The organism is Bradyrhizobium sp. ORS 285, assembly GCF_900176205.1.
In the GTDB taxonomy this organism is placed as follows: Bacteria; Pseudomonadota; Alphaproteobacteria; order Rhizobiales; family Xanthobacteraceae; genus Bradyrhizobium.
The window spans coordinates 6,516,857-6,543,026 of the sequence record NZ_LT859959.1; the positions used below are offsets into that span (position 1 = coordinate 6,516,857).

25 protein-coding genes are annotated in these 26,170 nt (G+C 63.3%); 4 read left to right on the forward strand and 21 right to left on the reverse strand.

The window, feature by feature from the left end:
• Positions 1 to 142: 142 nt before the first annotated feature.
• The 14 genes from BRAD285_RS29125 to BRAD285_RS29180 all read right to left on the reverse strand — a co-directional run bounded on the left by BRAD285_RS29125 (position 143) and on the right by BRAD285_RS29180 (position 14,094).
• Complete coding sequence (locus BRAD285_RS29125; protein WP_006610067.1) at positions 143 to 1,597, reverse strand: HlyD family type I secretion periplasmic adaptor subunit; 1,455 nt, start codon at positions 1,595 to 1,597, stop codon at positions 143 to 145.
• Positions 1,584 to 3,710 (reverse strand): type I secretion system permease/ATPase, encoded by a 2,127-nt coding sequence (locus tag BRAD285_RS29130; RefSeq protein ID WP_006610066.1) that lies wholly within the window; start codon positions 3,708 to 3,710, stop codon positions 1,584 to 1,586. Before BRAD285_RS29130 ends, BRAD285_RS29125 begins: the two co-directional genes overlap by 14 nt.
• Positions 3,711 to 3,821: 111 nt before the next feature.
• A complete protein-coding gene (locus BRAD285_RS36405) occupies positions 3,822 to 4,310 on the reverse strand; it encodes a hypothetical protein (RefSeq protein WP_035644855.1) in 489 nt (162 codons plus the stop codon).
• Positions 4,311 to 4,328: 18 nt separating this feature from the next.
• The gene (locus BRAD285_RS36410; RefSeq protein WP_006610063.1) at positions 4,329 to 4,475 is read right to left on the reverse strand and encodes a hypothetical protein; all 147 of its coding nucleotides are present in this window, start codon (positions 4,473 to 4,475) and stop codon (positions 4,329 to 4,331) included.
• Positions 4,476 to 4,512: 37 nt separating this feature from the next.
• Positions 4,513 to 4,713, reverse strand: a complete 201-nt coding sequence (locus BRAD285_RS36415; protein WP_244563566.1) for a hypothetical protein — start codon at positions 4,711 to 4,713, stop codon at positions 4,513 to 4,515.
• Positions 4,710 to 5,648: an intradiol ring-cleavage dioxygenase gene (locus BRAD285_RS29140; RefSeq protein ID WP_006610062.1), complete on the reverse strand. Its 939-nt coding sequence runs from the start codon at positions 5,646 to 5,648 to the stop codon at positions 4,710 to 4,712. The genes BRAD285_RS36415 and BRAD285_RS29140 overlap by 4 nt, the downstream gene beginning before the upstream one ends.
• A gap of 19 nt (positions 5,649 to 5,667) precedes the next feature.
• Positions 5,668 to 7,425: an FAD-dependent monooxygenase gene (locus BRAD285_RS29145; RefSeq protein ID WP_006610061.1), complete on the reverse strand. Its 1,758-nt coding sequence runs from the start codon at positions 7,423 to 7,425 to the stop codon at positions 5,668 to 5,670.
• Positions 7,426 to 7,455: 30 nt separating this feature from the next.
• On the reverse strand, positions 7,456 to 8,517 hold the full coding sequence (locus tag BRAD285_RS29150) for a branched-chain amino acid ABC transporter permease (RefSeq protein ID WP_006610060.1): 1,062 nt from the start codon (positions 8,515 to 8,517) through the stop codon (positions 7,456 to 7,458).
• Positions 8,518 to 8,529: 12 nt separating this feature from the next.
• Entirely contained in the window at positions 8,530 to 9,393 is an 864-nt protein-coding gene (locus tag BRAD285_RS29155; RefSeq protein WP_006610059.1) for a branched-chain amino acid ABC transporter permease, read from the reverse strand.
• Positions 9,390 to 10,097, reverse strand: a complete 708-nt coding sequence (locus BRAD285_RS29160; protein ID WP_006610058.1) for an ABC transporter ATP-binding protein — start codon at positions 10,095 to 10,097, stop codon at positions 9,390 to 9,392. Before BRAD285_RS29160 ends, BRAD285_RS29155 begins: the two co-directional genes overlap by 4 nt.
• On the reverse strand, positions 10,097 to 10,816 hold the full coding sequence (locus BRAD285_RS29165) for an ABC transporter ATP-binding protein (RefSeq protein WP_035644888.1): 720 nt from the start codon (positions 10,814 to 10,816) through the stop codon (positions 10,097 to 10,099). Before BRAD285_RS29165 ends, BRAD285_RS29160 begins: the two co-directional genes overlap by 1 nt.
• A gap of 24 nt (positions 10,817 to 10,840) precedes the next feature.
• Entirely contained in the window at positions 10,841 to 12,121 is a 1,281-nt protein-coding gene (locus BRAD285_RS29170) for an ABC transporter substrate-binding protein (RefSeq protein WP_006610056.1), read from the reverse strand.
• Between the two features lie 42 nt (positions 12,122 to 12,163).
• On the reverse strand, positions 12,164 to 13,234 hold the full coding sequence (locus tag BRAD285_RS29175; protein ID WP_006610055.1) for a maleylacetate reductase: 1,071 nt from the start codon (positions 13,232 to 13,234) through the stop codon (positions 12,164 to 12,166).
• Positions 13,231 to 14,094: a dioxygenase gene (locus BRAD285_RS29180; protein WP_006610054.1), complete on the reverse strand. Its 864-nt coding sequence runs from the start codon at positions 14,092 to 14,094 to the stop codon at positions 13,231 to 13,233. Before BRAD285_RS29180 ends, BRAD285_RS29175 begins: the two co-directional genes overlap by 4 nt.
• 97 nt (positions 14,095 to 14,191) lie before the next feature.
• Between BRAD285_RS29180 and BRAD285_RS29185 the strand changes: the two genes are divergently transcribed.
• The 4 genes from BRAD285_RS29185 (at position 14,192) to BRAD285_RS29200 (ending at position 18,504) form a co-directional block, all read left to right on the forward strand.
• Positions 14,192 to 15,139: a LysR family transcriptional regulator gene (locus tag BRAD285_RS29185; RefSeq protein WP_006610053.1), complete on the forward strand. Its 948-nt coding sequence runs from the start codon at positions 14,192 to 14,194 to the stop codon at positions 15,137 to 15,139.
• Between the two features lie 623 nt (positions 15,140 to 15,762).
• Positions 15,763 to 16,656 carry an ABC transporter substrate-binding protein gene (locus BRAD285_RS29190; protein ID WP_244422076.1) on the forward strand — a complete coding sequence of 298 codons (894 nt, stop codon included), beginning with the start codon at positions 15,763 to 15,765 and terminating at the stop codon, positions 16,654 to 16,656.
• Between the two features lie 60 nt (positions 16,657 to 16,716).
• Complete coding sequence (locus tag BRAD285_RS29195) at positions 16,717 to 17,556, forward strand: GntR family transcriptional regulator (protein WP_244422074.1); 840 nt, start codon at positions 16,717 to 16,719, stop codon at positions 17,554 to 17,556.
• Between the two features lie 303 nt (positions 17,557 to 17,859).
• The gene (locus BRAD285_RS29200; RefSeq protein WP_050886751.1) at positions 17,860 to 18,504 is read left to right on the forward strand and encodes a class I SAM-dependent methyltransferase; all 645 of its coding nucleotides are present in this window, start codon (positions 17,860 to 17,862) and stop codon (positions 18,502 to 18,504) included.
• Positions 18,505 to 18,627: 123 nt separating this feature from the next.
• Here the strand turns inward: BRAD285_RS29200 and BRAD285_RS29205 are convergent, their stop codons facing one another.
• From BRAD285_RS29205 to BRAD285_RS29230, 7 genes are all read right to left on the reverse strand, one after another.
• A complete protein-coding gene (locus BRAD285_RS29205) occupies positions 18,628 to 19,077 on the reverse strand; it encodes a hypothetical protein (protein ID WP_035644853.1) in 450 nt (149 codons plus the stop codon).
• Between the two features lie 534 nt (positions 19,078 to 19,611).
• Complete coding sequence (locus tag BRAD285_RS29210; RefSeq protein ID WP_244563567.1) at positions 19,612 to 20,133, reverse strand: DUF2285 domain-containing protein; 522 nt, start codon at positions 20,131 to 20,133, stop codon at positions 19,612 to 19,614.
• A 58-nt stretch (positions 20,134 to 20,191) separates the two neighbouring features.
• The gene (locus BRAD285_RS36420) at positions 20,192 to 20,386 is read right to left on the reverse strand and encodes a transcriptional regulator domain-containing protein (protein WP_244422070.1); all 195 of its coding nucleotides are present in this window, start codon (positions 20,384 to 20,386) and stop codon (positions 20,192 to 20,194) included.
• Positions 20,387 to 20,982: 596 nt separating this feature from the next.
• Positions 20,983 to 22,362, reverse strand: coding sequence for an MmgE/PrpD family protein (locus BRAD285_RS29215; RefSeq protein ID WP_006610046.1), 1,380 nt, complete (start codon positions 22,360 to 22,362; stop codon positions 20,983 to 20,985).
• A gap of 207 nt (positions 22,363 to 22,569) precedes the next feature.
• On the reverse strand, positions 22,570 to 23,532 hold the full coding sequence (locus BRAD285_RS29220; protein ID WP_035644851.1) for a DMT family transporter: 963 nt from the start codon (positions 23,530 to 23,532) through the stop codon (positions 22,570 to 22,572).
• A 31-nt stretch (positions 23,533 to 23,563) separates the two neighbouring features.
• Positions 23,564 to 24,670 (reverse strand): NAD/NADP-dependent octopine/nopaline dehydrogenase family protein, encoded by a 1,107-nt coding sequence (locus BRAD285_RS29225; protein WP_139020562.1) that lies wholly within the window; start codon positions 24,668 to 24,670, stop codon positions 23,564 to 23,566.
• Between the two features lie 362 nt (positions 24,671 to 25,032).
• On the reverse strand, positions 25,033 to 25,956 hold the full coding sequence (locus BRAD285_RS29230; RefSeq protein WP_139020561.1) for a sugar phosphate isomerase/epimerase: 924 nt from the start codon (positions 25,954 to 25,956) through the stop codon (positions 25,033 to 25,035).
• Positions 25,957 to 26,170 lie beyond the last annotated feature (214 nt).

Consider the following 26,170-nt stretch of genomic DNA (forward strand, 5'->3'; position numbering starts at 1 on the left):
GCCTCCCCCCCTGCGTTAGCAGTAGTGCTCGCATCACCAGCAAGAACAAGCGCGTGTAGAACGGCAATAGATCGCAGCCTTAGTGAGTACATCATCGTATCTTTCCTAGTCATTTCCATCGTCGCAAGGGTGCCACGGCCGATCACCTTTCTCTCAGGCTCTCCTGCCGATATCTGAACAGCGGCGACATCACGTACTCGATGATCCGCCGCGTCCCCGTCTTGATCTCCACCGTCACCGCCATGCCCGGTGCCAGCGCGACCATCTTGTCCTCGACCTGCATCTGCTTCTCTTCCAGCGACACCCGCGCCGAGTAGATGAACTCCTGCCCCGCCGGCTCGCTGGTCTCGGCCAGTGCGCCGGTAGGCTTGCCGCCGTTCTGCTTGTCCGCCGGCTTCTCGCGGACGATCGAATCCTGCGACACGCTCAGCACCTTGCCGTGGACGAGGCCGTAGCGGGTGAAGTTGAAGGTGTCGATCTTGATCTCGGCAGGCTGGCCGACATTGACGAAGCCGATGTCGCGGTTGGAGATCATGGCCTCGGCCTCGAGCTGGCTGTCGGCCGGAACAATGAGCATCAGTTGTTGCGCCGGTGTGACGACGCCGCCGACGGTGTGCAGCGCGAGCTGCTGCACGGTGCCGTCGATCGGGGCGCGCAGCACCTGCTCGGCGATCTTGCGCTCGGCCTTGACGAGGTCTTGCGTCAGTTCCTCGACTTTTTTCTCTGCATCGGTGAGATCCGACAGCACCTGGCGCTCGAAGCCGGAGCGGGTCTGCGCCAGCTGCTGCTCCAACACCAGCCGTGCCGCCTCGATCTCGACCAGGCGCCGCGTCTGCACGACGCGTTCGCTCTGCTGGTCGATCAGCCGCGACTGCGCGTCGATGAAGGCGATCTGGTTGCCGTACTGGATCTCCTTGGCGTTGCGGCGGATGTCGGCGGTCTCCTGCAGGAACGGCAGGGTCGCGTCGATCTTGGCGATGGCAGCCTCCACCGACTGCGCCTCGGCGCGCTTCTGCGCGATCTGCTGTAGGTTCGATGCGAGCTTCGATAGCTGCTCGGCCGCCTGCGCCTGCAAAGCGGCGCGGGTGCGCGCGACGTCATTGGTTGCGGCGCCCTTGGGCAGGCTGAGCGGCCGCAGCGCGGCGAGATCCGCAAAGCTGTCCCGCAGCACGCCCAGCCGGGCAACATCGAGCCGCGCCTGCATCAGGCCCTGCGCGACGCGGCGGCGCTCGGCCTCGGTCACGGTGCGGTCGAGCTCGACCAGCACGTCGCCGGCCCGCACCTTGTCGCCGTCCTGAACATGGATTGCGGCGACGACGCCGGCCTCCAGCGGCTGGATCGTCTTGGTGCGCCCGGTCGGCACGATCTTGCCCTGCGCCGAGGCGATGATGTCGACATGGCCCATGATCGACCAGGCGATCGCGATTGCGAAGAACAGCATGATGCTGCCGGCAATCGCGCGGCCCGCAGGCGAGGCCGGCGTCTCGACGATCTCCAACGCGGCGGGAAGAAATTCGCGGGCATCATTGCGGCGCTTGCGGTGCGCATTCAGCGAGATCGGCGCGTTGTCCTGCTTGTGCGCCTCAGCCGACGACATGGAGCCCCGCCTGGATCTGGTGCAAGGTCGCGTAGCGGCCGGCGCGCTTGATCAGCTCGTCATGGGTGCCGTCCTCGACCAGGCGGCCGCCCTCGATGGTGATGATGCGGTCAGCATTGCGCACCGCCGACAGCCGGTGCGCAATGATGAAGACGGTGCGCCCGGCGCAGATCTTGCGCATGTTGCGCTGGATGATGTTCTCGCTCTCATAGTCGAGCGCCGAGGTCGCCTCGTCGAAGATGAGAATGCGCGGATTGGTCACCAGAGCACGCGCGATCGCGATGCGCTGGCGCTGGCCGCCGGACAGGCTGGCGCCGCGCTCGCCGACCACCGTGTCGTAGCCGTCGGGCAGCCCGAGGATGAACTCATGCGCGCCGGCGAGCTCGGCCGCCTGGATCACCCGCTCCATCGGCATGCCGGGATCGGCGAGCGCGATGTTGTCGCGGATCGAGCGGTTGAACAGTACGTTCTCCTGCAGCACCGCTCCGATCTGCCGGCGCAGCCAGGTGACATCGGCCACCGTGAGATCGACACCGTCGATCAGGATCCGGCCGCCCTCAGGGACGTAGAGCCGCTGGATCAGCTTGGTCAGCGTCGACTTGCCGGAGCCGGAGGGGCCGACGATGCCGACCACCTGCCCGACCGGCACCTTCAGGCTGACGTCGTGCAGCGCCAGTGGTCCATCGACGCGATAGCGGAAATGGACGTGATCGAACACCACCTCGCCGCGCACTGGCGGCAGCGCCGCGCGGCCGGGGTTGAAGGCCGGCTCCGGCGTGGTGTTGAGGATGTCGCCGAGCCGCGCCACCGACAGCCGCGCCTGGTGGAAATCCTGCCACAGCTGCGCCAGACGCAGCACCGGCTGCGCCACGCGCCCGGCCAGCATGTTGAAGGCAATGAGCTCACCGACGCTCAAGCTCCCCTCGATCACCAGATGCGCACCAAAATACAAGGTCAGCGCGGTGACGATCTTGCTGATGAACTGCACCGACTGGCTGGCCCAATTGCCGAGCGACAGCACGTCGAAGCTGGCGCCGACATAGCCTGCGAGCTGCTCCTCCCAGCGCCGCTGCATCTGCGGCTCGATCGCCATCGCCTTCAGCGTCTGGATCGCGGTGACGGTCTCGACCAGGAAGGCCTGATTCTCGGCGCCGCGATTGAACTTGACATCGAGACGCTTGCGGAACAGCGGCGTCACACCGGCCGACAGCGTGATGTAGAACGGAAACGAGCCGACCACGATCCAGGAGAGGAACGGCGAGTAGTAGAACATCACCCCTAAGAAGACGAAGGTGAAGGCGAGATCGATCACCAGCGTGAGCGCCGAGCTGGTGATGAAGTTCCGGATATTCTCGAGCTCGCGTACCCGCGCCACCGAATCGCCGGCGCGCCGCGCTTCGAAATAGGCGATCGGGAGCGCCACCAAATGCCGGAACAGCCGCGCACCGAGCTCGACGTCGATGCGGTTGGTGGTGTGCGAGAACACGTAGGTTCGCAAGCCACCCAGCACGGTCTCGAAAATGGTTACCGTGATGAGCCCGAACACCAGCACGTCGAGAGTGGTGTAGCCGCGATGCGTCAGCACCTTGTCGGTGACGACCTGGAAGAACAGCGGCGTGACCAGGCCAAACAGCTGCAGGAAGAACGACGCCAGCAGCACCTCGCCGAGCAGCCGGCGATATTTCTGCATCGCCTGCAGGAACCAGGTGACGTCGAAACGGCGCGCGAGATCCGTCAGCGAGGCGCGGCGCGCCATCAGCACGACCATGCCGGTCCAGTTGGCCTCGAACTCGGCGCGCTTGAGGCTCTGCGGCCGGTTGATGAGCGGATCCTGGACCAGCGCCGCATCGGCCGTGACCTGGCCCAGGATGACGAACGAGCCATCCGAGCGCGCCGCGATCGCCGGCAGCGGCAGCTTGGCAAGGCCGTCCCAATTCTCCCTGACCGCCCGCGCCTTCAGCTTCAGCTGCTTCGCGCAGCGAAGCATCTGAGTCACACCGACTGGCTCTCCCGCCAACTGATGTGCAATCTGCGCCGGATCGACAGCAACCTGATGGAACCGCAGCAGCAATGTCAGGCAGTCAAGCCCCGTATCCCTCTGCCCCGCGTCCATCGCCTCAATCTACCGAAAGTTGTGCCACGTTATGGTGCACATGAGGCTATCGATGGGCAAGATGGAGCAGGGTTGTGTTTCCGTAATTTTACTAGTGTTTCAAATCAGCAACTATTCTACCGCCCGTTGATTGCAGGCCTCACTCGAGGTAACCGTCGCCTGTACCCCCTCTCTCAATTGTGATGCAGAGGCATTCTCAAAGACTGTTTTCCGTCCGTCATCTGCTCTTGTCGTCAGAGCTTCGATGCAGACGGATCCCGCGGCTAAGATGCCGGAACGGCCAGCGCCGAGCTCGACGTCGATGCAGTCGGTCGTGCGGGAGAAGACGTCCGTTCGAAGCCCACCAAGGACGGTCTCGAAGATGGTGACCGTAACGATGCCGAACCCCCGGGACGTCGCGCGTGTGCTGTAGCCAATATGCGTCAACACCTTGTCAGGGACGACCTGGAAGAGCAGCGGCAGGACCAGACCCAACACCTGCAAGAAGAACGACGCCAGCAGCACCTCGCCGAGAAGCCGACGATATGTCTGTATGGCTTGAAGGACCCTGGTGATGTCAACGCGTAGCGCGAGATCCGTCAGGGAGGCGCGGCGCGCCATCAGCACGATCGTGCCGGTTCAGTTGGCCTCGAACTCGGCGCGCTTGGGAGTCTGCGGCCGTTGACCGGGATCCCGGGTCAGCGCCGCATCGGCTATGACTTTGCCGAGAATGACAGACGAGCCGTCTGGCCGCGCCGCGATTCCCGGCAGCGGCAGCTTGGCCAAGCCATCCAGTTCTCCCTGACCGCCCGCGCCCTCAGTTTCAGCTGCTTTGCCAACGAAGCATCTCTGTCACTCCGACCGGCTCTCCCGCCAATTGTTGTGCAATCTGTTGCCCCGGATGGACAATCGGCAATTGCGACTGCTTAGCCAGAATGACGGGCAACAAATTCTCGAATCCTGCGGTCACCGACAGCGACCAGGGTTCGACGCAAGGGCGACCAGAGGCACGTGAGTGGGTCATGATGGGCCGCTCTGTGATTCAGAGAGCTGGGGAGCTTCTCCTGCGACGTCTCTCGCAACCTCGGCCGCGAGAACGAAGTCGAACGTCGTTTCCCAGAACGGCGACGAAAATCCGAGCTGTTGCGCCCGCTGGGAGTCATCCACCTTATCAAAGGTCGCCAGCAGGCTCTTCTTCACCCCAAACACCGCATCCGAATCGATGTAGCGGTCGTCGGGATCGAAGATGTGCGTCGTCAGCGTCTGGAATCCATTGGCCGAGATAATGAAGTGCAGATGGGCGGGCCTGAACGGATGCCGGCCGAGCTTGCCCAGAAGCTGGCCGACCGGGCCATCGTCGGGGATTGGATAGAAACGCGGCTTCACCGCACGGAACCAGTAGCGGCCGGCATCGTCGGTGCGGAACACGCCGCGCAGGTTGAAGTCGGGCTGCAGTCCCTTCTGCTGCACATCGTAGAAGCCGTCGTCATTGGTCTGCCAGACGTCGAGCTTGGCGTTGGGAATCGGCCTGCCCGCCGTGTCGCGGACGATACCGGAGATCACCATATCCTCGCCCTTGCGGTCGAGGCAGATGTTGGCGCCGAGCGGCAGCTCCGGCGCGTCATGCACATAGAACGGGCCGAGCACCGTGCTCTCCGATGCGCCAGCCGGCTTGCGGTGATTGATCGCGTCGACCAGCATCGAGACTCCCAGAACGTCCGAGAGCAGGATGAACTCCTGCCGCCAGTCGGTGCACATCTGCCCGGTCCTGGTCAGGAACATGATCGCCTCGAACCACTCCTGCTGGGTCGGCTCGATCTCCTTTACCGCCTCGTGCAGCTTGCGGGTGACGACCGCCATCACCTCCTTCAGCCGCTCGTCCTTCGCGTTCTTGTTGCGGCCGATCACGACCTCGGCGGAGTTCTCTTCGGTGAAATAGCCCTGCTCATGATCGTCCATGAGGTCTTCCCTTCCCACTTCAGTTCGCCAGGATCCGCTTGAACACGCGGCGCAGCTCTGCGGCCGGATCTTCGGCCAAGGTCTCGCGGCGCCAGCAGACATGCTGATCCGGACGCGTCAGCACGATGCCGCCGTCCTTCACCTCGCGCAGCCGCGCCCAGTCCCCCGTCAGGTCCTGCCACGTCTGGCGCGGGCCGACGACATGCGCATCGATCTCGATGCCGAGCTGCTGGCCAAGCTTCCTCGCCGCTGCGGCCCAAGCCTCGCCACCGATGCCGGTCAGCACCGTGAACTTGCCATGGCCGGCGAGATCGAGCGTCGAGATCTTCGTGCCGCCATCCTTGCCGAACAGCCAGGCGTGCGGCAGGCGCGCGCCGGGCCACGTCGTCTGCTGGAAATGCAGCTCGGGGTCTTTGGCAAAGGCCGGCTCCTGCTGCCCGTCGGTCACGATGGCGTCGGAGCGATAGCGATGGTTCATCTCGACACCATGCGCGTCGAACTCATAGACCTTGCTGGCTATGGTCTCGCGGATTTTGGCGCGCTGCTGCTCGGCCTGCTCGGTGCGGTCGCAGCGCGCATCCATGTTCTGCTGCATCTTCACCGGATCGATCGAGTCCAGCAGGCCGAGCGCCTGGAAGATCGGGCCGAACTCCTCGATCGACTTGTTGGCACGGGTCACGATCTGCTTGGCGACCGGGGCGCGCTCGACCGTGTAGCTGTCGAGCAGCTTCGGTCCGGCGCGGTCCTTGATAACGTAAGCGAGCTTCCAGGAGAGGTTGAAGGCGTCCTGGATCGAGGTGTTCGAGCCGAGGCCGTTCGACGGCGGATGGCGATGGATCGCGTCGCCCATGCAGAACACGCGGCCATGCGAGGTCCGGGTCGCATACATGTTGTTGACCGTCCAGGTCGACACCGACTGCAGCTCGATCTGAAGATCCTGGTCGCCGACGAGATCGCGCGCAACCTTCACCGCAAAGGCCTCGTCGACCTCCGGCGCCGGCTGGTTGATGTCATAGCCCCAGACGATCAGCCATTCGTTCCAGGGCCGGACCATGCGGACCAGCCCCATGCCTATGCCGCCGACATCGGCGCCAGGCTGCACCACCCAATACAGCACCGAGGGCCGATGCGCGACGTAACGCGACAGATCGGCCTTGAACAGGATGTTCATCGAGCCGCCGACACCCATCTTGCCCTCGAACGGCAGGCCGGCATGCTGGGCGACCAGCGAGTTGCCGCCATCGGCGCCGATCAGATATTTCGAGCGCACCGTGAACGTCTTTCCGGTGAGACGGTCGAGCAAGGTCGTGGTGACGCCGTCGTCGTCCTGGACATGGCTCTCATACACCGTCGACATCCGCGCCTGGGTGCCGCGCGAACACGCGGTCTTGAACAGCAGCGGCTCCATATAGGTCTGCGGCAGATCATTCATCTTTGCAGGTGACGACAGCTGATGCTCGGCGCGCGACAGCGGGTGATTGCCCCAGGTCTTGAGCCGGCCGATCTCCTCGCCAGCGAGCGAAGTGCAGAACACGTTCTCGCCCATAATGTCCTGCTGCGAGGCGAACATGTAGGCCTCGTCCTCGACGTCGCGGCCGAGGTCGCGCAGCACCTCCATCGTGCGCTGGTTGGTGATGTGCGCGCGCGGCGTGTTGGCGAGCCAGCGATAGCGGTTGACCACCATGTTCTCGACGCCATAGGTGGACAGCAGCGCCGCGGCGGCCGAGCCGGCCGGCCCGGTGCCGATGATGAGAACGTCTGTTTTGATGTCGGCCATCGGGCCCTCCCTGTCGTTGATTGTCTGTTGTCAGTTGTCGATCGGTCCGCCACGCAGCAGGCGGCGGACCGGCAGCAGCTGGATGCCGGTCCGGCTTGCGAACAGGCCCCACAATCCCTGCGGCGCGAACAGCATGATGACGATGCCGATCAGGCCGAGCGCGAGCAGATAGAGCGAGCCGAAATCGGCCAGCAGCTTCTGCAGGCCGAAGAAGATCAGGACGCCGACGATCGGCCCCTCAATGGTGCCGATGCCGCCGATCACCACGATGAAGATCACATAGGCGGTCCAGTCGATCACCGAGAACGCCGCATCCGGCGAGATCCGCGCCTTCTGCACGTAGATCAGCGCGCCGACGAGTCCCGTCAACGCCGCGCTGGTCAGATAGACCATCGCCTTCAGCCGCCGCGCATCGACGCCGACGGCGCGGGCCGCCTCCTGATTGTCGCGGACGGACGCGAGTGCGAGGCCATGACGCGAGCGCAATAGGCGATACACTGTAAAGATGGTCGCGACCGCGAGCAGCAGCGCCAGCCAGTAGCAGATGATGTCGACCGCCTGCGCCGGCCGCACGCCGAGCAGGCGCTGCACGATCTCCATGCCGAACATGGCGCGGGTCGCGGCACTCGGCAGCGACGTGCCGGTGCCGCCGCCGAGCGTCTTCCATTGCGCGACGAGGAGGCGGACGATCTCCGCGACCACCCAGGTGCCGATCGCGAAGTATGCCCCCTGCAGGCGGAAGGCGAAGAAGCCGGCGGGAATGGCGAGCGCGGCCGCCGCCACGCCGCCGAGCAGGATCGCGACGAGCGGATCGAGCTTCAGCAGCACGACGCCCGCGAACATCGCGTAGGCGCCGAGGCCAACGAACGCCTGCTGGCCGACGGAGACGAGACCGGCATAGCCGGCGAGCAGATTCCAGCTCTGCGCCAGCACCAGCATGGTCAGGATGAAGAACAGGTCCTGCAAGGTCGAGCGCGGCAGGTAGACCGGCGCGACGAATCCGGCCACGACGATCAGGGCCGCGATCACGGCGAAAGCCATCGAGGCCTTCGTCCTCGTCTCGACGCGCCAGGGGATGGTTCGTCCGTGCATCGGCCTGTCCCCTCAATCGACCGCGCGCGGGAAGAAGCCGCGCGGACGGACCAGCAGCACCAGCACGAAGGCGATATGACCGGCGAGGATCTGCCATTCCGGATTGATCGCGCCGCCCACCGTCTGCGCCACGCCGAGCACGACCCCGCCCGCCAAGGTCCCCCACAGCGAGCCGAGCCCGCCCATGATGACGGCCTCGAACGCGTAGATCAGCCGCGCCGGACCGATGGTCGGATCGAAATTGGCGCGGGTGCCGAGAAACACCGCGGCGATCGCGACGATCGCCATTGCGATGCCGGTCGCCACTGCAAAGGTCCGGTTGGGCTTGATGCCCATCAGCCCGGCGGTCACGGCATCATCCGACGTGGCGCGGAAGGCGCGGCCGAGCTCGGTACCATAGAGCACGCGATTGAGGATGAGGATCACGCCGACCGCCGAGGCGAAGGTCAGCATCGGCATGACGCCGATATTGAACGGCCCGATCGCGACCGACGCAGTCTCCAGCGCGCCTGAGGGAATGCGGCGGCTGTCGGCCGAGTACGCCTGCAACAAGCCATTCTGCAGCACCACCGAGAGCCCAAAAGTGACGAGCAGCGGCGGCAGGATGTCCGGACCGAGCGTCCGGTTGAGCACATAGGCCTGCAGCAGCCAGCCGATGCCGAACATCAACGGCATCGCGATCAGCACAGCCACAAACGGATGCAGGCCGAGACCACTGACCAAGACCAGGACCAGATAGGCCGCGAGCACGATCAGATCGCCATGCGCGAGGTTCACCAGCCGCATGATGCCAAACACCAGCGATAGGCCTGCGGCGAACAGCGCGTACAGGCCGCCGAGCAGCACGCCCTGCAGGATGGTATCCGCCCAGCTCATGCATGCGCTCCGAAATAGGCCGCGTGGATCGCCTCGCGGCTGAGCTCCGCGGGGCGGCCGCTCAGAGTCACGCGGCCCTCCATCATGCAGTACAATCGATCGGCGACCCTCATGGCCTGGCCGATGTCCTGCTCGACGATGACGATCGACGCGCCGCTCTCGCGGATCGCGGGAAAGGCCGCATAGATATCCTTGATGATGATCGGCGCGAGCCCGAGGCTCAGCTCATCACAGAGCAGAACGCGCGGGTTCGACATCAGCGCCCGGCCGATCGCCACCATCTGCTGCTGGCCGCCGGACAGCGCGGTGCCCGGGGTGTGGCGTCGCTCCTTCAGCACCGGGAACAATCGGTAGATGGTCTCGAGCGACCACGGTCCCGGCGTCGCGCGGCCGTAGCGCCCGATCAGCAGGTTTTCTTCCACGGACAGCGACGGGAACAACTTGCGTCCCTCCGGCACCATCGCAATACCCAGCGCCACGACATCAGGTGCAGCCAGCGCGCCGACCGGACGTCCGTCGAACAGGATCTGGTCGGCGCCGTTGCGCAGCACGCCGGAGATCGAGCGCAGCAAGGTCGACTTGCCGGCGCCGTTGGCGCCGACGATCGCAATCGTCTCGCCCGCCTGCAACATGAGGTCGACGCCGAACAGCGCCTGGAAGTCGCGATAGAAGGCGGTCAGCCGATGGGTTTCGAGCAGCGCCATCAGACCTCAATCCCCAGATAGATCTCACGCACCGCGGTGGAGGCCATGATCTCCTCGGGTTTGCCGATGCCGATGACCTTGCCGAAATTGAGCACCAGCAACCGCTGCACCACGGCATTCAGTGCATGCAGCACGTGCTCTATCCAGACGATGGTGACGCCCGAGCTGTGAATGCCGCTGATCGTCTCGACCAGCGAGCGGCATTCGGCCTCGGTGAGGCCGCCGGCGATCTCGTCGAGCAGCAGCAGCTTCGGATCGGTCGCGAGCGCGCGCGCCAGCTCCAGCCGCTTGCGCTGCAGGAGACCAAGCCCGCCGGCCAGCGTGTTGGCGCGGTCGATCAGCCCGGTCTTCACCAGGATGTCGGCACAGCGATCCGTCACTTCCGACTCCGCCTTGCGCGCCCCCATCGCCGCGGCCACCACGAGGTTCTCGAACACGGTCAGCTTCTCGAACGGCTGCGGGATCTGGAACGTGCGCCCCACCCCCGCGTGACACCGCGCCATCGGCGGCATCCGCGTGACGTCGACGCCGTCGAATGCCACGCGGCCGGCATCGACGCGCAGATTGCCGGTGATCAGGTTGAACAGCGTCGACTTGCCGGCGCCGTTCGGACCAATGATGCCCAACGCCTCGCCCGGCGCGACGTCGAAGGTCACGTCATCCGTGACCTTCAACGCGCCGAAGCGCTTGGCGACATGATCAAGCTCGAGGATGGGCACGCCAGCTGCTCCGCTCATCGATCATCAGGCGATCGGCTCCATCGTCCCGCCTGCGGGAATGTTGGGCGCCGTCTTGTTGTCGGTGATCACGAGGTCGTAGCCGCCGCCATCCCTGAGCCGCCACTGGCCGCCGACCAGTGGCGTCTTGCAGACGTTCTTTGCGGCGAAGGGCGGCAGCTTGGCGCCGTTCCACGCGATCGGGCCGACAATGGTGTCGAGCTTGGTCGCCGCCACCGCCGCAATCATCTTGTCGGCGTTGGTCGGATCGTCGACGCGCTTGAGCACATCGGCCGCGATCTCGAACAGCGCGTGCACGAAGCCGATCGGCTGCGTCCACGGCCGCTTGGTCGCGGCGGTGAAGCCGTCGGCGAGCTCCTTGGCGGAAGCGCCGGTCAGCGACGACTTGAAGGGATGGCTCGGCGTCCACCACACTTCCGAGGAGAGATTGTGTCCCTGCTTGCCGAGCGCCTCGACGGCCTGCGGGAACAACAAGGCCTTGCCGATGGAAGCGATCTTCGGCGCAAAGCCCTTCTGCTTGGCCTGATTCCAGAACGTGGTGAAGTCAGGCGGGATCATCACGCCGGTGATGACCTCGACATTGCCGGACTTGAAAGCGTTGATCTGGGCGGAGAAATCGTCCGACAAATTCTGGTAGCGGCCGGGATCGATCAGTCTGTAGCCCTTCTCCGTCAGCACCGGCGGGAAGCCGACCTTCGGATCACCCCACGCGTTGCCGTCACCGTCATTGGGGAAGAGACCGCCAACCTGCTTGTTGGTCGAGAGCTGCGCCCACATGTTGGTGAAGACGGCGATGACGTCCTCGAGGCCCCAGAAGAAGTGATAGCTCGAGCTGAACGGCTTCCAGGACGCGGGATCGCCGGGATTGCCCTGCTGGCCAATGAACCAGGGCTGCCACGGCGCGACGGTGGAGATGCACGGCAGGCCCTCGGACTCGCAGGTGGTCGAGACCGGATTGGTCGTCTCCGGCGTCGAGGCGACCAGCATGAGATTGACCTTGTCGCTGACGATCAGCTCCTTGGCGACCTCGGCGGCGCGGTTCGGATTGGACTGGCTGTCCTTGACGACCACCTGAACCTGCAGGCCGGCCGCCTTCGCCGCGGCGTTGAAGCCGTCGATGATGAACCTGTCGGCCTCTGCAAATGCGGCCAGCGGACCGCTCTGCGGGCTGACATAGCCGATCTTGGCCGCCTTGCCGGCTGCGAGCGCGGGCTTGAAGATCGTATCGGTGGCGGACAGCAGGCCGCCGACAGCGGCGGTCTCGAGGAGCCTTCGTCGCGTGATCATGTGTCGTTCCCTCCCTGTTTTGTTTTTTAAGTAACGATCGGTCTACAACGGTGGTTCTGTGCCGGCCCAGGCGTCCTGCAGCAGCGCGCGGATGTCGGCCTGGCTGAACGGCCGCGGATTGGCATAGGGATTCTTGACTGCGATCGCGGCGGCCCGGTCGAGATCGGACTCGGTCAGGCCAAAATCCTTAAGCCGGGTCGGCGCGCCAAGCTGTACAGCGAAGCGATGCAGCGCCTTGCCGGGCGTCGCACCGCCGAGCGAAGCGGAGATCGGCGTCAGGAGATCGCTTGCGGCCGCGGCGTTGAAGCCGATCGTATGCGGCAGCAGGATCGCATGCGTCTGCGCATGCGGCGTGTCGAAGCTGCCGCCTAGCGTGTGACAGAGCTTGTGATGCAGCGACATCGAGGCGCCGCCGAGAGTCGCGCCACACAGCCATGCGCCGTACAGCGCGTCGGCGCGGGCGCTTCTGTCGGAAGGATCTGCGACCACGGCCGGCAACGCCGTCGCGAACGCCCTGATCGCGTCCGCCGCCATCAGCGACAGGATCGGATTGCGATCGGGCGCATACAGCGCCTCGGCGGCATGCGCGATCGCGTTCAGCCCTGACGAGATGGTCATCTCCTTCGGCAGGCTCAGCGAGAGGTCGACATCGTAGATCACCGTCTCCGGCAGGATCGCAGGATCACGCCGCGTGGTCTTCTCGCCCTCGCTGGTCTCGCCGAGAATGTCGGTCATCTCGGAGCCGGCATAGGTGGTCGGGATGGCGATCTGGTCGGCGCCGGTGCGCAGCGCGATCGCCTTGCCGAGCCCGATCGACGAGCCACCGCCGAGCGCGATCACGCAATTCGCGCCGCTCTGCTCGTAGGCTGCGACGGCCTCGCGCGTGACGTCGACCGGCGTGTGCATCACCGCGCCCGCAAACACGCCGGCGGTCGCGCTGCCGAGCCGGTCGGCCAGCGCGTCGACATCGTTGCGCTGCTGCGGCGTCGCCAGCAGCAGCGCGCGCTTGCGGCCCAGCCGCTCCATCTCGGTTGCGAGCTGCGACAGCGTGCCCGCGCCAAACACGACGCGCGAGCGGATACCCGGGAAGACGAAGGCGCGTGTGCCGGTCATGTCATGCTCCGCGTCTTCGGCGCGCGCGCCATGACGAAGGTGTAGGCGAGGCTCCACGGCACGTCCTTGCGCCGGGTCGGCTTGAAGTCGGCGAGCAGGCTCGGCTTGACGCAATGCAACGCGTCCTCAGTCGCATCAGCGCGATCGAACAGCTGCGTCGTGATCGGCTCAAAGCCATCGGCCGACACGATGAAATGAATGCTGGCCGGACGCCGCAGCGGACAGCTGAGCTCGCCGATCAGCCGGCCCGCGGGACCATCGAGCGGCACCGCGTAGCTCGCCGGCTTGATAGTGAGATAATCGAACCCGCCATCAGCATCGGCCGTGAAGATGCCGCGGAGATTGCAGTCCGGCTGCTCGTCCGGCAGCTGGTTCTCGAAGAAGCCCTGCCCGTTGGCCTGCCAGGTCTCGACCACAGCGCCGGCGACGGGATCACCGTCGAGGTCAACCACCCTGCCCTGAACGGCCAGCGGCTCCCCAATGCGGTCTAGACAGATGTTGGCGCCATTCGGCCGCCGCGGCGCATCGGCCCGATAGAACGGCCCGCGCGGCGCATTCGGGGTGGCGCCGGCGGGACGGCGGCTGTTGATATCCTCAACCAGCGCGGTCGCGCCGATCAGGTCAGCGAGCAGCACCCATTCCTGGCGGTTGTCGGTCGTCGCCTCGCCCACCGCCGCGAGATAAGCCATCGCGTCCCGCCACTCGGTCCTGGTCGGCCGAAGCTCGCGGATCAGCTGATGGATATGGCCGACGATCGCCGCCATGCCGGTCGCAAGCCGGCCGTTTCCGGCTCGCAGGATGCGCTCCGCCATGGCCTCGTCCGGCCGTTCGCCGCGATCGATGGGCAGGTCCTGCCGCATCGTCCCTCCCCAAAGACGTTTCGCAAATTTGAGGAACGGTAGCAGGGGCTGGCGGCGAGGTTGATGATTTCTCTGCGGGATAATATAGCAGATTGCTATGAAGATCGACGAACGCCACCTGGTTCAGCTCGCGGCGGTCATCAACGCGGGCGGCGTGACCGAGGGGGCCGCACTGCTCGGCATGACGCAGCCGGCCGTTTCCCGCACACTGGCTGCACTGGAAAAGCGGCTGGGCGAGGCGCTGTTCGTGAAAGGCCGCAGGCCGCTGCGCCCGACGCCGTTCGGCCGCGCGCTCGCCGATCACGGCCAGGCCATGCTGCTCGCATCGCGCAAGGCCTCCGAACTGATCGATAATTTCCGCCATGGGCTGGCCGGCAGCGTCCGGGTCGCCGGCACGCCGTTCTTCATGGACGGTCTGATTTCCGGCCTGATTGCCGAGTTCCACAATATCCGTCCGGACGTGCGCGTGATCCAGAGCTACGGCTACATGGCGGAGCTGCAGGATGCGATCCGTGCCGACCGCATTGATCTCGCCATTTGCCCGGTCGATGTGCTCGATGGCGACGATCTCGAATTCCAGTCGATCCTGCCGGGACGAAACGTTGTCGCCTGCCGTGTCACCCACCCGCTGCTGATGAAGCGCAAGCTGAAGGGCCAGGAGATCCTCGACTTTCCCTGGATCGCCCCGCCGCCGACCAGTCCGCTGCAGGCCGACATGCGCGCACTATTGCTATCGTTCGGATCGACCGGCGTCAGCATGCCTTACGTCGGCGGCTCGCTGGCGAGTGCGATGAACTATCTGAAGCGGACCGACGCGCTCACCATCCTCCCGCACGGTGTCGTCTTCGCCTACCGCAAGGAGCGGGAGATCACGGCGCTGCCGCTACGCGTGCCGCATCCGGAGCGCGCGCTCGGCATTCTCCGGCTCACGGGCAGCCCGCAATCGCCGGCGGTAACCGCCTTCGCAGAATTCATCGCAGCCGGGTTCGCTAAACTGGCCGACCTCATCCGCCGTCACGAGCAATCCGTGATCTGGAAGGCCTAGAAGCCGGCGCTTGTCGCGGCCTCCCCTCGATGAGAAACGCGGCGAAGCTGAAGCCGGCATCGGCACAGCCGTAAAGAAAGGGCAACCATCCACATGTGCCCTCGATGATCGCCGCGGCCAAGTTGATCCATGAGTGACTCAGGCCATGCCTGTCAGCAGCTGAGCCTGCTCGCCTGTGTGCATAGCTGACACGCTTGCCTTGCAGGTCGAAAGCGTCGCCGTCTCACTTCGAGCGCTAGGGGCAAGATCAGCGCAATGCACTGCCGACTCGCCGGCCACAATCGACGCACACCAACTAATTCCGACAATTTTCGGTCGCAATTTACAACAATTATCGCCGAGCGTGCATCTGACTTGTGCAACCTCGGCGAGCTTTCATCTTGCTCGTGCGGATGATCGTTCGTATGATTCGAATGTGATCGGATCGTGAGAAAAGTTCACTTCGGCACACTCTCCTTCCCAACGCTCGCGAGACCCGGCCAGTGTTACAGCGACGTAGTTTCCTCGGGCTTCCGCTATTAGCCGTATGTGGCTCGCCGAACTTGGCCTGGGCGGGCAACTCCGTCGAGCCAGCCAAAGTCAGAGTCACGATTGGCGGAAAGGCCTTTCTCCAATACGCACCCGTGACACTTGCCGAACGACTCGGCTTTTTCAAGGACGCGGGCCTCGAGCCGGAGCTTCTTGATGTGAGCGGGGGATCGAAGGCGCTGCAGGCCCTGGTGGCAGGAAGTGCCGAACTCACCGCTGGCGCCTTCGACCACACCATTCAGATGCATGCAAAGGGACAAAAGATCGTCGGGGTTGTGCTGTTTGGCAGGCATCCGACATTCGCATTGGTCCTGCGCAAGGAGAAGGCTGCCGCCTATCGTGACCCAAGCAGCCTGAGAGGCATGAAGATCGGGGTCACGGCGTTGGGATCCCAAACGCAGTTCATGGTGGAGTACATGGCCCTGCGAACTGGCGTCTCCCCAGCCGACCTGTCCTTTGTCAGTGTGGGAGGTGGCACGGGCGCCGTGGCCGCGATCCGCAACGGCGCGGTCGATGCGGTCGTGACGGGAGAACCGGCGCTTACCACGATGATAGAAGCAGGTGACGTCAAGCTGATCGCGGACACGCGCACCAACGAAGGCACGATCGGCATTTTTGGTGGTCTCTATCCGTCAGGGACGATCTACGCTCGATCGGACTTCATCGAGCGCAATCCCGATACAGTCCAGGCCTTTGCTCTCGCCATGGTTCGCGCGCTCCAGTGGATTGATCGCGCATCGGTCGATGAGATTGCCGATGCTCTCCCGGAGGAATGGGCCAAGCCCGATCGAAACATATTTCTCGCCTCCATCCGGGGCACACGCGACATGTTTTCCCCCGACGGCCGGTTCAGCACCGAGAGCGCGGGCATCGCACTTCAGGTGTTATCGACCGTCGATCCACAATTGCGGGGCGTGACGGTCGATCTCGCGGAGACATTTACGAACAAATTCGTCGAGAAGGCTCTCCAGACGCTCGCATCGAAATAGCACCGCGGAGAGCTCGAATCGATGAACACGCCTGCGGCACTGTGTGATCGAGGCTAGGTGGTGGCGCCCAGAATTTCCCGGCATTTGGACGCCTCGGTTGCTGTCAAGAAGGCAGCGCGGAAGACGGCTCCAGCACATGAGCCCAAGCCCCCCAAAGGGCGCTCCACGATTCTTGCAAAGCGCCGGCGCGATATCCCGCTTCATCATCAGGTGTTCTTGGTTCTACAGGATGAAATCGCCGAGCGCCGCTATGCGCCGGGAGAGATATTGCCGGCGGAGGCGGATCTGGCGGCACTCTTCGGCGTCTCGCGCGTGACCATTCGGGCAGCTTTGGACACTCTGAACGAGCTCGGACTGATTGAACGCCGACAGGGCATCGGCACGTTCGTTCGGGAGCTGTCGAAGCCGGAACCTCTCACCGTGCCGATGATGGACCTCGCCGCCCGGGCCAGGGAGATCGTGCGCACAACGCGAGCTCATGTGGTCGAGTTCGAATTCAAGGTGGCCCCTCGTCACATTCGCGAGCACTTCCAAGCCCAGACAGACGACCTCTTCCAGCGAACAGTTCGCATCCGTTACATGAATGATTGGCCAATCATGCAGGTTACGACCTACATTCCGGAAGCGATCGGACGGCAATTTGGTCCTGAAGACATGGAAGGTGGGTCGCTCTATGCGATTTTGCAGCGCTTCGGCATTACGTTCGCGTCCGGCGAGCAGATCGTGACGGCAGCTGCAGCTGACCCCATTGTCGCCGCGCGTCTCAATGTCGCGATAGGAGCGCCGCTCCTGAAGGTGGTGCGCATTCATTTCGACGGCGCCGGACGTCCGATTCAGCACTTCGAGCTGCTCGCTCCTTCCGCAACCTATGAGCTGCGTATGCCGTTGAAAGACTTCTAGCCTGCCTACAAACACGCCAAATCCCAAGCACGCCCGTCCGAACCGCAATTTGGGTACGCGCAGGCGCAACGCTCTCGATCTCGCGGGGCTTACCCGCAGCAGCCCACCCCATTGGAAGAGATCACAAGACATGAGCCCCTGCACGGCGGCTGAACGGCACCAATGACGTCAGAACCAGCTACTCCTTCGTTCCCTCGCTTCCAATCGACTGTCCCACACTACGTGGCCGGGCGACCAAATTACGCACCCGCGCTCATCCAATTGGTGGCGGATCACCTTCGTCTGACCAAGCACCATCGATTGATGGATTTGGGCTGCGGCCCAGCCTGGCTCGGTATCGCGTTTGCGCCGCGGGTCGGCGAGGTCATCGGAATAGATCCGGAGCCCGCCATGCTCGAGGCTGCCCGGACGCTCGCGACCGCGGCGGGCGTTGACATCGAACTGATCGAAGGCAGCTCTTTCGATCTCACCCCGCAGCTCGGCCGCTTTCGCGCCGTGGCGATTGGCCGCGCCTTTCATTGGATGGATCGCGCCGATACGCTGCGAAGGCTCGATCCATTGATCGAGGAGGACGGCGCCGTCCTGCTGTTCAACGACGTGCGTCCCGATGTCCCCCAGAACGCCTGGTACAAGCGTTATTCTGACGTCGTCGATCGCTTCACCAACAGGAGTGTCGGCTTCGCACCCGAGCGCTTACGTCACGAAACAATCCTGCTGGAGTCGCGCTTCAGTGAGCTCACCAGAATTGGCGTTGTTGAACAGCGTCTGGTGCCTGTCGCTCGTCTGATCGATCGCGCACTATCGATGTCGACGTCCTCGCCTGAACAGCTGGGCGCCCTCTCTGGTCAGTTCGCGCAGGAGCTGGCGACAGAGATGTCGCCGTTCGCGGCCACCGGTGGCGTCTTGGAAGTGATTGAATCGCAAGTCCTCATCGCACAACGCCGCTGAGGCTCAAGCTCAGCCGCAGGCTCGACATCCTTGCCGTCCAACAGAGACGACAGCCAGCCCGCACGCGCCTGTCCGCCAGATCATCGGACCGCTCCAGGACCAAGGCAGCCCGCAGCAAGGACCTCAGCTCAGCTCGACGCCGGCTACGGAACACGCGGATTCGATGAGATGCCGCACCGTCCGGGCATCCCAGTCCAGCCGCTCGGGAACATCGGTCCAATAATTCGACAGCACATGTGCAGCATGCCGTGCCTTCACCCCCAGACCGACCACTGTTCGCGCCGGGGTCGCCATGATGGCGCGCTCAATCGGGTCGAGCGAGTTCAAGACCGCTTCGATGCGCTCGATGCTTGGCTCGACCACGGCCGCCATCTGGGACTTCGCATCGCAGGACGCTGCAGCTGATTGCGCATCTTGCTGCTGGAGCGCTGCGAGTTCTGCGGAGAGGGCTTCAAAGCTGCGGCCGAGGGCCACAAGCACGGCATCGGGATCTTTCTCGATGGTTTGCTGATCGAGCATCGGACCATTCGGCTCGACGGCTGCCAAAATTCGCAGGGTTTCATCAAGAGACATCACCGAACTCCAGGCCTAAAACGGTCGGTGGAAGGTCGCCGACAGCCGGTCGGTTGCAAGGGATCGACGTGCACCCAACGGACGCCATCGCCTCTCCTTCTCGATGCGAGACGATATCGCCCAGTCGTATTAACATCAATACAATATCTGCTACAGGCCGTAATCAATAGGTCCTAGATTGCCTGGAGCACGTGACCACTCACGCTGATCACGTTGAGAGTTCGCCTGCAAAGCAGGAACGGGTCGTCTTCGACGCCGACACTTTCCAAGCGATCTTTCGAGACCAAATCGGTGGCGTTCGGCCAGCCTGACCTACTCATGCCACGCAGGCGTGCTCTTGGCCAGCTACCGAAATTGGTGGTCCTACGCGGGCGGCAGACTCACGGGCTTGCGAAAGCTCGATCGCCTCCCGCAGTGCGGCCAATTGCCCTAGCGCGCCTTTTCCATCATTGCTCGTTATACGCGAGTAGCCTAGCGCCTCTTCTTCCACCGGTGGTCCACTTCCAGCGGTGGCCGCAGAACCGCGCAGACCGATCATGCCGATCGCCGCTGGCTACGCAGCAGATTTCGATAGCCGCCTCGCGTCAGAGCCTGACCTGCTTGAACCAGCCGGATGGTTCGGCTGCGCAGATCGTGCGTCTTCCAGCCCCGATCTTCGACTCGCGTGGATCCGAACAGCACCGCCGCGATCGCGCGGTAATTTTGGCCTTCGACACGGCCGTCGAAGGCGCGTAGCGCCAGAACGAGGCGCTGGCGCTGCTGAATCGGCCCGGTCTGAGCTGGCAGCCTGATCGGACCTCGTCTCAGCGCCGTCCAAAGCCGATAGGCCGCTCGTGTCTGCAAGTCGAAATCACGGTCGAGCGGCAGTTCGACGGCCAGGGCCGCTCCCCTTGCTGGAAGACGGGAGAGCAGCAGCCGGTGCGTCGCGCCACCCAGCTGCAGCACCGCGTGCCAGCCATCGGACGCCCGTCGCAGCTCGGTCTCGGGTGATCCGCGCAGGTCGAGCTGAGAGAATGGCGGAACCGAGCCTTGCGAGATCGGAGCAAGGCGAAGCACACTCGGCAGCACTTCCGGTGCCCAGAATATGGCCTGAGCATCAAACCGGCGTGTGGGGTCAGCTGCGAAAAGAAAGCCCCCAACGCTTGCGGAATTCAGGATCGCTTGGGCCGTCTTTATCCTGCTCAAGCAGGTCGCTGTAATCTCGCCGGTAGTCTGGATTACGACGTAGACACTCCCAGGCAAAATCGGCCGCATCGGCTGTTTCGAGCTTCTTGTAAGACTCCGGCGACCGCCAGTTGAACTCAGACATTACACGTTTGTCCCTGCATTGCAGCTCTCTCACCAACACTTGCGGAGGCTAGCAACGAGGAGTCTGGCGCGGGGCCTATCAATCTACGCACTTGACAGGGATCGAGCACAACAAAGTAGATTTTGAGTATTCCGGGGCTGATCGGTTTCACTCAAATCGCGCGGTTTTGAGTCCTGATACCACCCGCACCGCTTTGTCCGGTCTGCCAGGCCCTGCTCAGGTCGACGTGCTACACGGGATCGCAGCAAGCGATTGAGCTGCCCACCGCGAGATCACATCCAACCTATTGATCCCCAAGGCTGATCCCCAAGGCTCACGCGAACTCTGCAATGGCGCTCACGCTCCCTTGACGATCGCTTACTCTCGGCGAGGCAATCTCAGCTGGGCCTAGGCAAAACGTCTGCCTCAACGCGCTCCCCTCAATCTGCGGATTCGCGCGGTCGATGGCCAAAGGCGGTGCAGCCAAGCTGACCCGGCACAACGAAAGACGCCGCATCGTTTGCTCGAGCACACCTCTGCCGTCGCGAGTGACGACGTGCAGTGCTCCATCCGGGCCGCTCGAGCGCAAATGGCGGCGTTGACGCTATCTCTCGCGTCTATTGGACCATCTTAAGCCGCTCGATGGGCAACGCGTCATTCCGACCGGCGAACAGCTTGGCCTCCAGCATCGATTGTAAGGGGGCAACATCCCCCCCGCGCAACGCGCCAATCGCAGTTCGAATTCCAGCCGTGAGGCGGGGATCGATGCGACCCGCAGCAATGGCCTGGAATTTTGAACCGACGTCGTCCCAGCTCATCGGGTTCGTCGGCTCTCCCTTTGGCGCCAACACGGTTTGCTCGAAGGTGGCTGAGGCCGTGATGATTCGAACCCTTCCGGGAACTGCAGCCGGAAACATCCGGTCAAACTCGGGATTGACGGTCATTCGTACACGCCCGGCGATCTCGATGGCTGCTTGATCCGTCAGCAACTCGTTGGTCACCGGGAGCAACGCCGGTGCGCCGCTGGTCGCCGCCACACCAAGACAGAAGGGAAGGCTGTACTGCGCTCCCTCCAACGTCGCCGGCGCCACCTCGTTGCTCAGGGTCAAAGACCTTCCAAAGGTCTCCACATCGATGTTGATGATGGCTTCCGGGTGAATGCCATGATCTTTCATCAATGTGAGCAGAGCATCAATCGGCGCGTGAAGCCAACGGCAGCAACTATAAGGCTTGAAATAGGTGCTGTTGATGAGCCAGCTCGTCCCGATCCCGTCGAGCAGCCGGCCGCGATCGTAACGTTCCGAACTGTCCAGAATGTCGATCGGTCCAGTGAAGCCCTGCTTCGCCAGATCGACCGCCAGGATGCCATTGGCAGCTCCCCATGGGATCCCCTCCTTGACACTGTTGCCTCTGAAGCGCGTGTATGGGGTCGCCGACTGGCTCGGTGCCGTCGTGCCGGCGATTGAGATCGCATGCGCGATCTGCTCCCGCGAGAGCCCTCTCAGCCACCCCACCGCCGCGGCAACGGCTTGACCGCTCCAGAGGCCGCTGTTCACCGTCGGAACGCTTCGCAGATCCCGGGAACCAGAAATACGAATGCCGATCTCATATCCAATGGCAATGGCGGCAAGCGCCCGCTGCCCATCCAAGGATGGACTGCCGAGCAGTGACAAGACCCCGGGAATGATCGCTGCGCCCGGATGCCCCGACGCAGCGCGGTGGCCATCATCCAGGTCGAGCGAGCACGCAGCGGCCGCATTGACAAAAGTGGCCCCTGCAGCGGTGGACCGCTCTCCGGAAAACCACATCGCAGCCGGTCCATGGCCCCAGGTCGCGCTCGCGATCTGACGCACGGCCACCGCATTTGGCGTCTCATAACCGGCGATCGCGGCCGTCATCAGATCGAACACGCATTTCGCCGCACTGATCCGGGCTTCTTCTGGAACTTTGCTCGCGCTGACCCATTCGGCCAGCAGCTCGGCAGAGGTATAGGTCATGCGGCCTCCAGGATCTTCATCACGTGTGCCGGGTCGGACGACGTGGTAGCGCGACCGACCGACTCGTGATTGGCTGATTGAACTCTATCGACGTGACACGAAGCTTACGTATCTTCCTCGCGAATGGCGGCACGAAGTCAAAGTCGGAATTCGTGAGCGCCTATTCGTCTGAGTTATGGGCTCGGCGGAATGCCGCGCCGAGTCCGGTCAGTCGGTTTTGGCAGGGACGGTCGCGGTGTGGTGCCACTTGCCGGGCAGCCGAAGCTTCGAGGACAGTCCAGCCAGCTGCTCGTACATCGCAATGGAGAGGTTCGAGGCGATCACGACCGCAATGCCTGCCAGCTCGATCGGGGCAGGCATCTCGCGCCAGATCAGCAGACCAAGCAGAAAAGCAAAGACGAAGGTCGCGTATTCGAAGGGTGCAACGACGCTCGCCGGCGCCATCTGGTAGGCCTTGGTGAGCAGAATCTGGGCCGCACCGCCCAGAACACCAATTGCGACGAGGATCGGCAGATCAGTCATGCTCGGCCAGACTGCAGAGAACGGCAGCGTTGCGGCTCCCACCACAGTGCCCGACAGCGAAAAGTAGAACACAATGGCCATGCTCGTCTCGGTATCCCGCATCTTGCGAATCGAGATCAATGCAAGCGCTGTTGCCACGGCACCGGCCAGCGCGAACAACACTCCCGAGGAGAGGCCCCGGCCATCGGGATGGGCCATCAGCAATACGCCGCCAAATCCGAAAACGACGGCCATAAGACGATGGAGCCGAATGCTTTCGCCGAGCAGAGGAATGGCGAACAGCGTAATGAACAATGGCGCTGCGTAGCCGAGCGCCGTCGCGGTCGCCAGCGGCAGCATCCCGACCGCTGTGAAGCTGAGAAACAGAGAGCTGAGGCCAGCGACGGAGCGTCGCAGATGAGCGCCCGGCCGCTTGGTGCGAAGCAGGCGATAGCCCCCGAGACGCCGGACAAGCCAGAGGACCGGCAGCAGGGCGAAGAGACTGCGAACGAAAACGATCTGTCCGACAGGGTACTCGCCGCCCAACTTCTTGATCAAGGCGAACATGACGGCGAGCACCGCGGCGGACAGCACCTTGTAGCCGATCGCCGGCATGTGAGATGACACCGGATGGTTTGGTACGTTCTGCCGGCTGCTGATGATCGTCATACAAGCCTCGCCCCGGAAAACCTGCCAAGATCTACGCGATACGGCGAAGCTCATCGCGCCAGGGCGGCGCAAGCGGAGCGCTGAAGGTCTCGATCACCTGGTCCTTGGAGGCGGCGTCCAGTCCCAGCCGGCGCAGATTTCGGCCCTCTTCCAGATAGTTCGTCTCGTTGACGATGCAGGCGAGATCGATGATCGACTTGATCGCGGTGGAATGGAGCCCGACCTTGACGCCGAGCTCGAACCAGGGGACCAGAACATAGGGAACGTCCTGCACGATAAACCTGTCGCGCAGGTGCTGAGGTGCCATTTTCGTGGTGTTGTGCTCGACCGTCTCTCTGGCGAACTCGCCGAAGCTCGCGAAATGTCTGTCATAGTAGCTGTTCATGATCGCCACGACGGGTTGCGGTTCGAAGCCAAATGCCCGGGCAATCGCCATTCTCTCCCGATCGATTTCGTCGATGACCCGGGCAACCGAGGCCGACATCCCTTCCCGATAGAAATAGAAGTCGCCCTTTCGGGTCTCGATCCATCCGGCATTCATCAGCGCCGGCGTCGGATGGATCACTCCTGTAATGCAAGACATTCCGATCTCGAGAACATTGCTGCGCCACTCCAGCGGCATCGGGAAGAAGGCCCCGATCTCGTCACGTAAGGAGTCAGTGACGTCGACGGGCATGGCCGCGATCGGCATGATGCTCTTGATCCCGATCACCAGCACCTTTCCATCCTGCATTCTCGAGGCATAGGGCGCCGTGGCGGTCTCAAGGATGTACCGCGCATTGATTTGTCTGCGAGCCATGAGAGCAAAGAAATTGCCCGTGATCGAAATCACGACATGCTTGCTGAGATCGAACTTCGCGAGTTCGCTCAGGATCGCCTCATGGCCATAGGACGGGACCGTGATGATGATGAACCTGGAGAACCGGACGACGTCAGCCATGTCCGAGCTGACAACGGGATGGAAGCGGCCTTCGATCTTGAGGCCAGCTTCCAGATAGCCATTGCGTTCGATCGTCTCCGCGTGCCGGCGATGCTCAGGATGCGCGTACAACAATACGTTCGCTCCTCGGCTGGCGAGATCAGCCGCGAACGCACACCCGCAATTCCCGGCACCAATGATCGAAACCGACGTCTGCATGTCGCTGCTCCATGACACAACCTAACGTAGATTGCAGTATTCTTGGAGCGACGCGACTTGGTCAACATAATAATCCGGTAAACATCTAGAAGCATCTCGCTAACGTACGCGCCACAAATACTAATAATTACGTCGCGAGAAGCGAAAAATGCGCAACTCCACTTTGGCAGCCAGCCAACAGATTGCTTTTATCTCGACGATGACAGGCGCATCTGCGCTGAGGCGCCTTCTCGGCGTCCGAGGGCCATGGCGAGGATCATGCTTCGTCCCATGCGGGCCCTTGTGCGCGCTGGACGTCTGCAGAGAAATTCAAAGTTACAATTTTCGGGACATCCGTCTCGACATAGCGACGAACTAGAAGATCACCGCGTATGCGCCGGCTGCTGCAGACTCTCGCGTGCGTCGACCATCCCAGGCGCAAGACTGAAATGATCTGGGCCGCCGAGGCTCCACCAAGTCGCAGCCATGGCACCATACTGGGCGAGCAATGCTGCCCGACAATGACCGGCGGCCGATTGAAGAATGAAGTCGCCCTGATAACCAGCGAGTTTCAGCTGAATGAGCGCGTTGGCCAAGTCGGTTCGCTGACGAGATGGCGATGCCCGATCGGTATGCAAATTCCAGTCCTTGAGGTGGACGTTCACGATCCGGTTGCCGCATGCGGCAAGGGCCTCATGCGCCTGGGAACTGATCGAGGGTCGGCATCCAATTGTGTATGTGATGCCGAGCCGGTCTGCGGGATATGGCTCGAGCAGCGATCCCAGGAAGCGCGGGTCGGCATCAGACTGCACGGAGAGGATGACGCCGCAAGCCTCCAGCAGCGGCATCAGCCGATCCAGTCCCGATCGAAGTGCCGCTGCCTCCTCGGAGGAAAGCTGTTGCCCGCCGTTCGGGGACGGCATCACGAGAAGCTTGATGTCGGTCTCGGCACACGCCTCGATCACAGCGCCGAGCAGATCGAGCCGCGCCCGATGCTCGCGGCCTTCAGCCTTATAGAAGGGGACTTGCATCATGAAGTCGGCCGACAGCGAGGGGATGCAGATCTCGCACTCGCGGCTGACCTGCCGCATCTGATCTCGTCCGGTCGTCGACATCACAGGATTCATCAGGATCGGTTCTTCACCGATCCTCCACTCGACCAGCTCGAACCCTGCTTTTTGAGCAACCGTGAATTCCTCGCGCCAACAGTCCGTGAGAAAGCCTCGCCCTCTCTTGTCAGCCGGTTCCATGAGGTCGCCCTGCATAAATCCGATGCGGCTGACCATCTGCGCCCCTCCGAACATCATGCCATGGATCCTTCGACTGGACGCGCCACTCCGACGACCAGCAACCGGCTGCGGCACGGAGAGCCTGAGCCATGAAGATAGGGCGACTGATCCCGCGCTGCCACTACCAACCCTGGTAGAGGTCCGAGGTCCGAGCGCAGCTCCCCGTCTTGTCGCGACCGCCGTCATTTGCCGAATTGCGTCACCGATTCACCGATCCCTTTCTGCGCCAAGC